A 12577-nucleotide genomic window follows, 5' to 3' on the forward strand; every position below is an offset into this window, starting at 1 on the left:
GTGCCGTATGACACTATTTTACCCCTCAAACTCAGTCAAGGCTCAGTCCGCCCTAAAAAATTGCACATAGTCAACATTATTTTATCGGTACCGAACAGTTCCTCTAATCAATACGAGCCTGCCCGGCGCAGCGCCCGTCCATGAAAAAAACCCGCTCGCGAGCGGGTTGTGAGGAGTGACAAAAATTACAGACTGTAGCGCAAGGTCAGCGCCACATTGCGCGGCGCGCCCGGCAAGCTCAGGTTCGGGCTGGAACCGTGGCCCGACACGATGTAGCGCGTGTCGCCGATATTGTTGATGTTCAGCTGCACTTCATAGCGGCCTGTGCGGTATGCGGCCATGGCGTCGGCCGTCACGTAGCCGGGCAAGACCACCGTGTTGCCGGCATTGGCGAAACGGCTGCCGACGGCATTCGCGCCGCCGCCCACGGTGAAGCCGTGGCCCAGGTCTTTCGTCAGCCACACATTGGCCATGTTGCGTGCCGTCAGGGTGGCGCGCTTGCCTTTGACGTCAACGGAGCCAGCCGCACTCACGCTCGTGTCCTTGGCGATGGAGTCCGTGATGGTGGCGTCCAGGTAAGCGTAGCCGGCCATCATTTTCCAGCCATCGTGCAAGTCCGCGTTGAAGGTCAGTTCCAGGCCATCCGTGCGCTGCGTGCCGATGGGAATGATGCGGTTCGTGATCGGTTCGCTGCTCTTGATATTGTCGCGCTCCAGGCGGAACAGCGACACGGTGGCGTTGGCGCGGCCGCCCCACAGATCGTACTTGGCGCCCACTTCCGTGTTGCGCGTGGTTTCCGGCGCCAGGTCGGCATTGTTGGCGGCCAGGGCGAAGTTTTCGCCGCTCGGCTGGAACGAGCGGCTCCACGACGCGTAGTACGATTGCACGGCGCTCGGTTGCCAGACGAGGCCCGCGCGGGGGCTGTAGGCCGAATCCGTGCGCGACAAATCCGCCGTCGTCACGCCAAGCGCATTGGCCAGGCGCGACTGCTGCTTGTAGCGGTCATAGCGCAGGCCGGCCAGCGCCTTCCACTCATCGCTGAAGCTGATGGCGTCCTGCACGTAGGCGGCGGCCGTGTCATAGGTACCGAAGGTATCGCCGCGCGCGCCCAGCTTGCTGCGGCTGACCTGCGGCAGGACGGGATGGAAGATCGATACGTTCGACGCCACCGCGGTCGAGGCCCAGCTCGACGCATCCTTGTTTTGCTTGCCGAATTCGGCGCCGTACAGCACTTCATGGCGCAAGGTGCCCGTGACCAGCTTTTGCGTCAGTTCCGTCTGGTTGAACCAGCCGCTCTCGTCGCGGTTGAGCTTGGCGTGGCCCAGGCTCATCGTGCCCTTGACTTCGTTGACGTTGCCGGAAATATTCGTGTTGTTGCGGTCCAGGTGGTAATCGTAATAGCGGAAGGCATTGCGCAGCGACAAGCTGTCGCTGAACTTGTGCGTCAGGGTGGCGGCCGTGGAGACCACGCGCGACTGGCTGAAGTCCGCATCGCGCGCATTGGCGGCGCCGTAATAAGTGCCCGCATCGACGGCGACCGGGCGGCCGTGGTAGGACGGGATGCCGAAGTCCGTCAGGCGGCGGTCTTCCAGGTAATCGCCCTGCAGCAGCAGTTTGGTGGCGCTGGACAGGCGGATGGCCACGGAAGGCGACAGCGCCGTGCGGTTGATGAATTGCTGGTCGCGATAGCTGTCCGACAACTCGCGCGCGCCCGTAAAGCGCCAGTCCACCGTCTCGCCCACGCGGCCCACGTCGACTTCGCCGCGGCGCCCTTTTGTGTTCGTCAGGCTCAGGGCCAGGTCCGTGATATCGATACCCGGTTTTTTGGTGATGCGGTTGACCAGGCCACCCGAGGAACCGCGGCCGTACAGCACGGCGGCCGGTCCCTTGATCACTTCCAGGCGCTCCACGTTCGACAGGTCGCGGAAATACAGGGCGTCATCGCGGAAGCCGTCGACGAACTGGTCGCCGATGGCCGTGAAGCCGCGGATGAATACCTGGTCGCGCTGGCCGTCGCCCGTCGACAAGCCCACGCCAGGGATATTCTTCATGATGTCCTGGATCGACATGGCGTTCTGGTCGCGGATGACGGCGGCCGGCACCACGTTGATCGTCTGCGGCACGTCGCGCAAGGCCATTTCCGTCTTGGTGCCGCTGGCCGAGGTGGCGGCGACATAGCCTTCCTTGTCCTTCGACGCCGTCACGGTGACGGCGGGCAAGCTTTCCTGTGCCCAGCTTGCCAATGGCGTGGCGCCGAAGGTCAAGGCGCCCAGTACGGCGATGGTGATCGGTTTACATCCTGGCTTGCGCTGTTGCTGCATACAATTCCCTGGTCGATGTTTTAATACGAATGATTATCATTAGTATTTTATCAGCGAGTGATGCCTAAAGTAAGGGTTACTGTAAGTGATAGTACTTATGGGCTAGGTACTTGATGTAAAAACACAACAGGAAATCAATATCAAAAAATAATTAAAATTGCTTTGAAAAACTATTTCTCTGCGTCAATGCTATACTTGCGGCTTGCTGGTTAGCGGCTCCCCACGCCGCCACACCCCTTGCTTTACCTCCAACGCCGTGCACAGCGCGGCGCGCCGCAATGCAATCCGCGGCACCCGAAGACCCCGATCCCCTGCGCCTTGCGGCGCCTGTCCGCCCCTGCTGGCGGCGGCGATCATGACTATTAAACTGTTAGGAATTACATGAAAAACCTGAACATCGGCAGCCGCCTTGGCGTCGGCTTTGCTGTCGTATTGCTGTTGCTTGCCGCCTTGACCGTCACCGCCCTCGTGCGCATGCAAACGGCCAGCGACCTGACTTACCGCCTCATCAATACCAGCATCAAGAACCAGCGCATGGTGGCCGAATGGTCGAAGATCATTGAACTCAACAGCGTACGCGGCGTCGCCTCGTTTGAAATCACCGATCCCGTCGTGCGCGCCAAGATCGAGGAAGACTTGAAAGTCGATGCGGAGCGTTCCAGCAAGCTGCAGGATGACATCATCGCGTCCTTGCTCAACCCGGCCGTGATCGAGCAATTCAAGGTCGTGCGCAAGGTGCGCACCGACTACGTGACGACGCGCGCGCGCGCCTTCAAGATGAAGGCCGACGGCGACATGGCAGGCGCCAAGATCGTGTTCGACAAGGAAGTCGCACCGATCACCGTGGCTTACCTGGCCGAAGTGAAACGCTTTGCCGGCATGCAGATCAAGGCCGCCGACGGCGTCGGCAACAGCATCATCGAAGCCTACAGCGGCACCCGCGTTTTCCTGATCACCATGGGCGTGCTGGCTGTGCTGATGGGCATCGGTTTCGCCTGGTGGATCACGCGTTCGATCACCGGCCCCATCCGCGCCGCCGTGAAAGTGGCGGAAACCGTGGCAGCGGGCGACCTGAGCAGCGTCATCACGGCGCAAGGCCGCGATGAAACGGGCCAGCTGATGCACGCCCTGAAAACCATGAACGACAGCCTCGTCGGCATCGTGGGACAAGTACGCAGCGGCACCGACACCATCGCCACGGCGTCCGCGGAAATCGCCGCCGGCAACCAGGACCTGTCGTCGCGCACGGAGCAGCAAGCCAGTTCACTGGAAGAAACGGCCTCGTCGATGGAAGAACTGACCTCGACCGTGAAACAGAATGCCGACAACGCGCGCCAGGCGAATAAACTGGCCGGCGACGCAGCCGGCATCGCCAGCCGCGGCGGCGCCGTGGTGGCCGAAGTGGTCGCCACCATGGGCGAGATCAATACCTCGTCGAAGAAAATCGTCGACATCATTTCCGTCATCGACGGCATCGCCTTCCAGACCAACATCCTCGCCCTGAACGCGGCCGTGGAAGCGGCACGCGCCGGCGAACAGGGCCGCGGCTTTGCCGTGGTCGCCACGGAAGTGCGCAACCTGGCGCAGCGTTCGGCAGCGGCGGCGAAAGAGATCAAGGGCTTGATCGACGACTCCGTGCAAAAAGTCGACGTGGGCACGGACCTGGTCGACAAGGCAGGCAAGACGATGGAAGAAATCGTGCAAAGCATCGGCTTCGTGACCTCCATCATGAGCGAGATCAGCAACGCCAGCGAAGAACAGAGCGCGGGCATCGAGCAAGTCAACCAGGCCATTTCCGAAATGGATCAAGTGACCCAGCAGAATGCGGCTCTGGTGGAAGAAGCGTCGGCAGCGGCCGAAGCGATGCAGGAACAGGCGAGCGAACTGGCGCAAGTGGTCAGCGTCTTCCGCCTCGACGCCAATGCGGCGGCCACCGACCGTTTCAGCGTGAAAACCGCACAGCGCAGCGCGCCGGCGGCGACAGCCCCTGCCGCGCCAGCCCGCAAGGCCTCCACCCCTGCCCTGCGCCTGCCCGTGATGCGTAACAGCGGCAAGGCGGCGGCGCCGGCCGAAGGCGAGTGGGAAGAGTTTTAATCCGCGTCAACAGCAAGAACAGCTATTGCCGGCGTATCTCGGCAATGGCTGCCTCCAGCACCTCGTCGCGCCCGGCCCGTATGCCGGCAAGCGTGGGCCTGACCTCGATATCGGGAATGATGCCCACGCGCTGCGTGGGGCGCCGGTCCGGATAAAACACGCCGATGCCGCTGATCAGGGTGCTCAAGCCGCCGGGCAGCGAAAACGTCGAAATATTGCCATCCGCGCCAGCCGTGGTGCTGCCGACCACCTTCGCGCGCGGCGCCACGCGCAAGGCCATGGCCGTGTATTCGGCCTGGCTCTGGCTCACTTCATCGACCAGCAGCATGACCTTGCCCGCATAGCGCGGCGCTTGCGGGTACAAAGCCACAGGCTGGGTCCAGTGGAAGGCGCCGGGGTTGCCAAGGTCGCCCTTGGTAAAGCGGGCAAACGCCGTGGGCCGCTCGACCAGGTAAGCACCCAGGGCAAAGACGACAAACTCGCGCGGGTAATTGCGTAGATCGATAATCAGGCCGCGGCTGCCTGCCGCCGCTGCCATATGCGCCGCCACGTCGGCCCGCTTGAGGCTCGACAGCTTGAGGTAGGCGATATCGTCGCCCAGGCGCTGGAACGTTCCCCCTTCCCTGTCATGCGTGTCCGGACCCGCTTGCCGGCCCGCTTGCCGCCCGGCTGGCACGCGCTGCGCCGTCAATTCCACAGCCTGCTGGCCGCGGCGCACCTGCAGCCGGATTGCACCGCAGGCGCCAGCCGTCAGCCTGCCCGCCATGTCGCGCAAGCGCGCCGCCTCATTCGATGCCGCATAGTGGGGCCGCCAGGTGGCGACCAGTTGCGCCACCGGCACGCCATCGACGCTGTCAATGACATCGCCGACCTGCAAGCGCGTCGCCGCCCCGGCTTCGGCTTCCCGGTAACCCACCACCACCGCGCTGGTGCCGATGAAGCGTAGCTTGACTGGCAGCCGGCATTGCCCCACAGGCGGACGCACGTGCATCGAACTCCACAGATTAGTATGGGTATCGTGCAGGCGCGCGATCACCGCCATCATTTCCAGCTGATAACTGGCGCGGTCCCTGGCCAGCGCGATGCGCGGCAGCGACTGGCGCAAAACGTCATCCCAGTTTTCCCCTGTCAGATCGCGGTAGGGCGCCCAGTATTCGATGATATTCCAGAAGCGAAACAAGGCCAGCAACTGAAAGCCGGCATCGGGCAGCGCCAGGTCCGGATAGGCTGGTTCATGTTCAAAAACGGGATTGCCCACCTGCTCCTGCATGCGCAGATAAAACTGGCTGGCCGACGCCGGCCGGTGCAGATAAATGTACCGCAGATCGGCGCGCAAGCCCGCGCCCAGCAAGCTCGCATCATCCATCCATTGCAGCGCGGGACGCAGATGCAGCTCACCCTGCGCCGGGACGGCACAAGGGTCGCAGCCGGCAAGCGGCCCCAGACCGGCGATCCAGTCCCGCAGCACGGCATCGCCCGCCGCCCTGTCGGGCGCGTCCAGCATTTTCGGCATGACACGCAGGAGTTCGTAGTCCCACTGCCGCCCGCCTGCGGTGATCAAGGGGTGATGGTATTTCAGGAAGCCCCATACCTTGCCAAGCACGGCGAGGTTGTCGACTTGTGCCGGCGTCACGGCATCGAGCGCGATGCGCGAGCCGGCATCGAAGGCGTGATCCGTTTCAAACGCGGTGTGGCGGCCATCCTGCGAAAAAGCCGGCGGCGCCGTAGCGACGAACAGAAAGGCAATGGCTGGCATGCACCAGCGCGCCAGTCTCAGACAGGGTATCCATTTCATCCAGCTTCCTTGACAGGGGTTACGACAGCCATTCAGCTCAGGCGCGCTTGCGCATCCGCGACCAGGGTGGCCAGCTCGCGCGGCACCGCTTGCGCCAGGAAATCGAGCGCCAGTTGTTCCGGATCGATGGCCGCGTCCAGCGGCAAGCCATGCTCGAAGCCGCCCACCATGATACGGCAAAAATGCGGCGATTCCGCCCGCGTTTCCACATACCAGCAGCCCGCATGGCCCTGCACGAAGTATTCGCCGATAAAGTAGCCCAGCATGGTTTTCACCCACTGCCAGCTCTCGTCGCGGATGACGATGGTGCGCATGGCAGCATCGATGTACGGCAGGTATTCGGCCGCATTGGTCAGCACTTCGTGCGCCGGCTGAATGCCCAGGCGCTCGACGAAATTCACCAGTGACGCGCCCAGCGCGTCATAGTAGGCATCGAAATCCGCCTGGCTTTGTTCCAGTAATTCTTCTTGTTCGTTCGACAGCATGCACACTCCACAGACTTTCAACAATGTCCTATTTTACGCCACGCCCACATCGACTCCGGCCCGCTGCAGCAAGGCCTGGTTGCGGGCCGACAGATGCGTCACCTGCAGGTGCTTGCCGGCCTTGTCATAGCGTTCATACAGGGATTCGATGGCGGCGATGGCCGAGTGATCGGCCATGTGCAGGTGCCGGCAATCGAGGATGACGCGGGCCGGGTCGGCCGCTGTCTGGAACAGTTCCAGGAAGTGCGTGGTGGAAGCAAAAAACAGGGTGCCATGCGGCAGGTAGACGCGCACGCCAGTACTGCTGTCATCGATGTCGGCACGCATGTCGCGCGCATGCTGCCAGGCAAAATTCAAGGCGGCGATGACGATGCCGCACAGCACGGCCATCGCCAGGTCCGTGAACACGGTGATCACCGTCACGGCAACGATCACCAGCGCATCGTGCAAGGGCACCTTGCCCAGCACGCGCAAGGAACCCCAGGCAAACGTCTGCTGCGCCACGACGAACATCACGCCGACCAGAGCGGCCAGCGGGATGCGTTCGATCAGCGGCGACAGAAACAGGATGAACAATAAAATCATCACGCCGGCCGTCACGCCCGACAGGCGCGAGCGGCCGCCCGAGCTCAAATTGATCATCGTCTGCCCGATCATGGCGCAGCCGCCCATGCCGCCAAACAGGCCAGAAACGACGTTCGACGCGCCCAGGGCGATGCATTCGCGGTTAGGCTGGCCCCGCGTTTCAGTCATCTCATCGGTGAGATTAAAAGTGAGCAAAGTTTCCAGCAAGCCCACCATGGCCATCAGCGCCGCATACGGGAAGATGATGTGCAAGGTGGCCATGTCCAGCGGCACGGTGGGCCAATGCAGGGCCGGCAAGCCGCCGGCGATATGTGCGAGGTCGCCCAGGGTGCGCGTGGGCAGGTGCAGGAAATGACTGAGCACGCCCACTCCCAGGATGGCCACCAGCGCGGGCGGCACGGCTTTTGTCAGGCGCGGCAGCACGTACACGATGGCCATGGTGAGCAGCACCAGCCCAGCCATCACAAGCAAGGGCGTGCCTTGCAGCCAGGTTTCTCCTTGCGGCGTGGCTTGCCGAAAATGCTCCAGCTGGGCCATGGCGATGACGATGGCCAGGCCATTCACAAAGCCCAGCATCACCGGGTAGGGCACCATGCGGATCAATTTCCCAAGACGCAAGATGCCGAACAGCGCCATGATGATGCCGCTCAGCACCACGGTCGCCAGCAGGTATTGCACGCCATGCTGGGCCACCAGCGCCACGATGACGACGGCCATGGAACCGGCGGCGCCCGAAATCATGCCGGGGCGCCCGCCAAAGATGGCCGTGAAGGCGCAAATGATGAAGGCGCCATACAGGCCCATCAGGGGATTCAATTGCGCCACCAGAGCGAAGGCGATGCATTCAGGCACCAGGGCAAACGAGGTGGTCAGGCCGGCCAAGACATTTTTTTGTATGTTCGAGAACCACTCATCCCGAAAAGTTGCGTTGATCATCAAGTCGTATCCAAAGTCGGAACAGGAAAATGCCGGCCTGATGGGCAATCATCAGGCGCAGCCATGCCAGCGGGCGTCACAGAAAAGCTGCGCTGAGGTCGAACGGAGCAGGAAAGTCGTCAGTGACTACATGGGTATGGCGGAAAGGGGAAGTTTCATAAGGCGCCAGGCGGCGCAGCTGAGCTTGCCGGCATTATACAAGATGCGCAGCCGGCAAAAGGTAAGCGTCGGCCCTGCACCGGTTTGCTGGCACATGTCCTGGTGGAGAAATTCGCCGACCACTTGCCGCTCTACCGCCAGAGCGCGATCCATGCACGCGAGGGCGTGGACCTGGAACCCCGGCAGCCATCCTGTACTCGCCCAAGCCATGGCCGGCTCTGACACGCTACTGCGATGATGGCGCTATCGACATCGACAACTCCCCCGCCGAGCGTGCCCTGCGTGGCGTTGCTATTGGCCGCCACAACTATTTGTTTGCGGACGCTGACCGTGCCGCCGCCATCTATTCGCTGACCGGTACGGCCAGTCGGCGTCCATCCCGCCAACGCCGGCTTCCTCCGCGATTTGCAGGCATTCGTCGCATGAGAGAAGACACGGGCATCCGTGCCGCTAGAATGGTGGGCGAGTTAAACACAAGGAATTTGATGAGATCTCCCCCATTTTTGCCATTCAACGCGCCTCCCGTATCGGAAGTCAAGCACGACCGCCACCTTGTGCGCCGCTACTTGCTGCAGTCGGCGCTGCGCTTAAACGCCGGTTCACTCTTGTTCCTGTCGCTGGCGATCGCGCTGCTGCCGCTCTGGCTAAACCACGCCCCGGCGGCGCCGGGCGAAATGGAGACCCGCAAGCTGACTCCGTACATTGTTAGCGGTGTTGTAGCGGCGGTGATGGTCTGGCTCGCGCTGATGTCGAATGGGATCGCACGCGGCTTTCTAGCGCGGCTGGGCGAAGAGGGCAAGGCGCTGAGCGTCGAGGCGATGGCGTCCTTGGTTACGCGTCACATCCATGCGCCGTTCAATCCCTACACCACCTTTGACCTGTGCACCGAGTCCCTGTCAGGGCTGGCGCTCGGCACGGCACTTGGCTACTCCGGTCCGCCTGCGTTTTTTCACGACCCTTTCAAGGGCCGGATCGTGCTGGGTCGCTGGCGCCCGTTGGCGCTGGGGCGCCATGTCGAGGTGAGAATATCGTCCGATTTGGGCCCCAGTTGCGACATTGAGCTGCGCTGCAGACCGGGCCTGGCCTGGTTCGCGATCCAGCAAGGTGAGTCGCTAAAGACTGCCGAGATGGTGTCTACCCAACTGCACCAGCAACTCGCGCGCCATGCAAGCGCGCTAAATGCGGCTCGGCGTGAGCGCGAGCTGGAACGCACCTCTCTGCAGGCACGCCTTTCAGCCTTGCAGGCCCAGGTAGAGCCGCACTTCCTGTTCAATACCCTGGCAAATCTCAAGTATCTGATCCGCACCGACCAGATGGCCGCGCAAGAGATGCTCGACCATCTGGTCGGCTACCTGCAAAACGCGATGCCCGATATGCGCTCGGTGTCCTCGACCCTGGGACGAGAAATGGATCTTGTTAGCGACTACCTGGCGGTGATGCGCATCCGCATGGGCACGCGCCTGCGCTACGCTGTCGAAGTGGCCGAGGAATTGCGCAGCCTGCCATTCCCGCCGGCGATGCTGATCTCGCTTGTGGAGAACGCCGTCAAACACGGTTTGGAGCGGGCCAGCCGACCGGGCCTGATTACCATCAGCGCAAGGCACGAAAGAGACAGCACGGACGGGCTGCTGAGCGTGTCTGTTGTCGACGACGGGGTCGGCTTGACCGAACAATCCGGGCAAGGAACGGGATTGGCGAATATTACAGAGCGCTTGCTGCTGCTATATGGACGGAAGGCTAGCCTTTTTGTGGAGCCAGGCGACGGACAAGGCGTATGCGCAGTGTTGACGGTGCCTATTGTCGGGAGCCACGCCTGATGCCAAGCGCTCTGATCGTCGAGGACGAGCCTCTGCTAAGGGCGGAGCTGGTGGACCAGCTGCATGCCTTGTGGCCCGAACTGCAAATCGCCGGCCAGGTCGAAAACGGCATCGACGCGGTGGCAAGCATCGACATGCTGAAACCGGACATCGTATTCCTGGACATACAGATGCCCGGCCTGAACGGCATGGAGGTGGCGCGCCATATTCCCGAGTCGTGCCAGGTAGTGTTCGTTACAGCGTATGCGGACTATGCCTTGGCCGCTTTCGATGCCGGCGCGTCCGACTATCTGGTCAAGCCGGTGACGACCTCACGCCTGCTGCAGACGATCCGCCGTCTGAAGTCGCGCACGGCCGCTAGCCCGCCGCCGGCCGTGTGGGAACAGCTCTTTGAACAGGAGAGCGTACCGGTGTACCTCAAGTGGATCAAGGCCTCAAGCGGCAATTCGGTGCGGCTGGTGATGGTGAGCGAAGTGCTGTACTTCCAGTCGAACGAAAAATACACGCGGGTGGTGACGGACAACGGCGATTCGCTGATTCGCTTGCCTCTCAAGTCCCTGCTCGATCAACTGGACCCGCAGTTGTTCACGCAAATCCACCGCAGTGCCGTCGTCAATCTGCAGGCCATTGACCGGATTGAACGCATTGAATCCGGGGTGCGCAGCGGCCCTGGGCTGGAGGTCATCCTGAAAGGCCGGACCGAGCGCTTGACCGTTAGTGAGGGATTTGCCAAGCAGTTCCGCCAGATGTAGCAGGGATCTTAAAGCCGCCCTGCCGATTGGCCGCCTGCGTGACGACGGCGGATTTGTTGGTTCAGTTCGCAGTAAATCATTACAACATATTAAAAAAGGACAATAATGAAAAATAAATGGAGAGTCTCCCTGGCTTTGTTATTGCTGACCGTGACAGGGGCAATCGCAGCCACACCCCCGGTGGCGCCGACAGTGGAGGTCAATCCGGCAGTCCGGTTGGAGGTCATCGATACGCTGATTGCCAAGCTCAATGCCCACTACGTTTTTCCAGACAAAGCCAAACAAGTCGAGCTTGTCTTGCGCCAGCATCAGCGCGAGGGCAAGTACGATAGGGTCACGGATGGTCAACAACTCGCCAAACAGCTATTCGATGACATTGATGGCGTTATCCACGACAAGCATATGTTCATCGATGTCAGTGCCCACCCGGTGCCGCCCGATGATGCAATGCCGCCGCCGCCACAGACGCGGGCGGAATGGGAAAAACAAGTGCCGCCTGCCGTGCTTGAAAGGGTTCTTGCATCAAACCTTGGCGTGGAAAAGGTGGATCATCTTAGTCCCAATATCGGCTACCTGGAGATTTCCTCATTCGGGCCGGTTTTCCTCGTATCCGACAAGTTTGCCGCAGCGATGAATAAACTCGCTAACACCGATGGCCTCATCATCGATCTGCGCAACAACGGCGGTGGCGGGGAAGACTCAGTGGCGCTACTGATCAGTTATCTTGTTGACGGGCGCACCCGCCTCAACGACATCTGGGAACGTGCGACCGGTATCACCACGCAGTATTGGACGCAGGATAAGCTCGACGGCAAACGCTATGGGGGCAAGAAACCGGTCTTCATCTTGGCAGGCCCCGATACTAAGTCCGCCGCCGAATCATTCGCGTACCAAATGCAGGCGCTGAAACGCGCCAAGGTGATCGGGGAGCGCACTTGGGGTGGCGCCAACGCTTCGCGGCCATATCGTCTCAGCGAGCATTTTGCTATCTTTATCCCAAGCAAGCGTCCGATCAACTCAATTACCCATACAAACTGGGAGGGCACGGGCGTCACTCCGGATGTAGCGGCAAAGGTGAACGATGCGCTCGCGGCGGCTAAAGTTTTGATGCAGCGACAAGTTCATGGGGGCGCACCACGTGCTACCAAGGATCACTAAAAACTATGGTCGATATGCCGGGGGCGAAGTTCATATTTGTCACGTCGGGCTGGCCTTCGATGCGCACTTGGACTTGGCCCAGCTCAAGCATGATCGTCCGGCCCACATCGATGGTGGCGTTGCCCGGTGCCGGCGCCGGCGCAGTGCGCGCCAGCACCACCGGCAAGAGGCCATCGTCGCGCATCAACGCAGGCACGCCGAGGAGTCCTAGTTGATAGAGGCTGCGCCAGATGAATACCTGGTTGGCGTTGACGCCGTGTTCGCGCGCGATGCGAGCGACCGAGACGCCCGGTTCGAGCGGCAACGCCGCCAACGCGCGCTTGAACTCCAACGAGCGCTGCCGATAATGGCCGCGCGTATTCGCCGAAATGATCGGTTGAAATTTGTGACTATAATCATAATTTATGGGCATAAATGTTGTGCCCAAATTCGATCATGGATGACGGTGGTCAGGCCATCCAGACGGCGCGGGGAA

Annotated in this window: 9 protein-coding genes and 2 pseudogenes; 6 read left to right on the forward strand and 5 right to left on the reverse strand. The window is 61.5% G+C overall.

Going from position 1 to position 12577, the window contains the following annotated elements; all coding sequences use genetic code 11:
* Positions 1-185: 185 nt before the first annotated feature.
* Positions 186-2321 (reverse strand): TonB-dependent receptor, encoded by a 2136-nt coding sequence (locus FG13_RS09010; protein ID WP_051958808.1) that lies wholly within the window; start codon positions 2319-2321, stop codon positions 186-188.
* A 381-nt stretch (positions 2322-2702) separates the two neighbouring features.
* Here FG13_RS09010 and FG13_RS09015 point away from each other — a divergent pair, with 381 nt between their 5' ends.
* Positions 2703-4415, forward strand: coding sequence for a methyl-accepting chemotaxis protein (locus FG13_RS09015; RefSeq protein WP_035820218.1), 1713 nt, complete (start codon positions 2703-2705; stop codon positions 4413-4415).
* Positions 4416-4437: 22 nt separating this feature from the next.
* On the opposite strand, the gene FG13_RS09020 is transcribed toward FG13_RS09015, so the two are convergent.
* From FG13_RS09020 to FG13_RS09030, 3 genes are all read right to left on the reverse strand, one after another.
* Positions 4438-6171 carry a S41 family peptidase gene (locus FG13_RS09020; RefSeq protein WP_051958811.1) on the reverse strand — a complete coding sequence of 578 codons (1734 nt, stop codon included), beginning with the start codon at positions 6169-6171 and terminating at the stop codon, positions 4438-4440.
* Positions 6172-6242: 71 nt separating this feature from the next.
* Positions 6243-6695, reverse strand: coding sequence for a hypothetical protein (locus tag FG13_RS28880; RefSeq protein ID WP_051958813.1), 453 nt, complete (start codon positions 6693-6695; stop codon positions 6243-6245).
* Positions 6696-6728: 33 nt separating this feature from the next.
* Positions 6729-8216 carry a SulP family inorganic anion transporter gene (locus FG13_RS09030; protein WP_035820220.1) on the reverse strand — a complete coding sequence of 496 codons (1488 nt, stop codon included), beginning with the start codon at positions 8214-8216 and terminating at the stop codon, positions 6729-6731.
* 240 nt (positions 8217-8456) lie between these two features.
* Here FG13_RS09030 and FG13_RS31245 point away from each other — a divergent pair.
* From FG13_RS31245 to FG13_RS28890, 5 genes and pseudogenes are all read left to right on the forward strand, one after another.
* Positions 8457-8552: pseudogene (locus FG13_RS31245) on the forward strand (IS66 family transposase); the annotation flags it as partial.
* Positions 8552-8740, forward strand: a pseudogene (locus tag FG13_RS29995) (IS66 family transposase); the annotation flags it as partial. The pseudogenes FG13_RS31245 and FG13_RS29995, both read left to right, overlap by 1 nt.
* A 120-nt stretch (positions 8741-8860) precedes the next feature.
* The gene (locus FG13_RS28885) at positions 8861-10192 is read left to right on the forward strand and encodes a sensor histidine kinase (RefSeq protein ID WP_161784167.1); all 1332 of its coding nucleotides are present in this window, start codon (positions 8861-8863) and stop codon (positions 10190-10192) included.
* Complete coding sequence (locus tag FG13_RS09045; protein WP_035820222.1) at positions 10192-10944, forward strand: LytR/AlgR family response regulator transcription factor; 753 nt, start codon at positions 10192-10194, stop codon at positions 10942-10944. The genes FG13_RS28885 and FG13_RS09045 overlap by 1 nt, the downstream gene beginning before the upstream one ends.
* Positions 10945-11049: 105 nt before the next feature.
* The gene (locus FG13_RS28890; protein WP_081922502.1) at positions 11050-12102 is read left to right on the forward strand and encodes a S41 family peptidase; all 1053 of its coding nucleotides are present in this window, start codon (positions 11050-11052) and stop codon (positions 12100-12102) included.
* Here the strand turns inward: FG13_RS28890 and FG13_RS09055 are convergent.
* Positions 12086-12529 carry a transposase gene (locus FG13_RS09055; protein ID WP_235211704.1) on the reverse strand — a complete coding sequence of 148 codons (444 nt, stop codon included), beginning with the start codon at positions 12527-12529 and terminating at the stop codon, positions 12086-12088. The genes FG13_RS28890 and FG13_RS09055 overlap by 17 nt on opposite strands.
* Positions 12530-12577: the final 48 nt, after the last annotated feature.

The sequence above is a fragment of the Janthinobacterium sp. RA13 genome (assembly GCF_000745325.1).
GTDB lineage: Bacteria > Pseudomonadota > Gammaproteobacteria > Burkholderiales > Burkholderiaceae_D > Janthinobacterium > Janthinobacterium rivuli.

Excerpts from the sequence above, each read along its gene's own strand:
- FG13_RS09010 (WP_051958808.1), bottom strand. The coding sequence starts at position 2,321 with ATGCAGCAACAGCGCAAGCCAGGATGTAAACCGATCACCATCGCCGTA.
- FG13_RS09015 (WP_035820218.1), top strand. The coding sequence starts at position 2,703 with ATGAAAAACCTGAACATCGGCAGCCGCCTTGGCGTCGGCTTTGCTGTC.
- FG13_RS09020 (WP_051958811.1), bottom strand. The coding sequence starts at position 6,171 with ATGCCAGCCATTGCCTTTCTGTTCGTCGCTACGGCGCCGCCGGCTTTT.
- FG13_RS28880 (WP_051958813.1), bottom strand. The coding sequence starts at position 6,695 with ATGCTGTCGAACGAACAAGAAGAATTACTGGAACAAAGCCAGGCGGAT.
- FG13_RS09030 (WP_035820220.1), bottom strand. The coding sequence starts at position 8,216 with ATGATCAACGCAACTTTTCGGGATGAGTGGTTCTCGAACATACAAAAA.
- FG13_RS28885 (WP_161784167.1), top strand. The coding sequence starts at position 8,861 with ATGAGATCTCCCCCATTTTTGCCATTCAACGCGCCTCCCGTATCGGAA.
- FG13_RS09045 (WP_035820222.1), top strand. The coding sequence starts at position 10,192 with ATGCCAAGCGCTCTGATCGTCGAGGACGAGCCTCTGCTAAGGGCGGAG.
- FG13_RS28890 (WP_081922502.1), top strand. The coding sequence starts at position 11,050 with ATGAAAAATAAATGGAGAGTCTCCCTGGCTTTGTTATTGCTGACCGTG.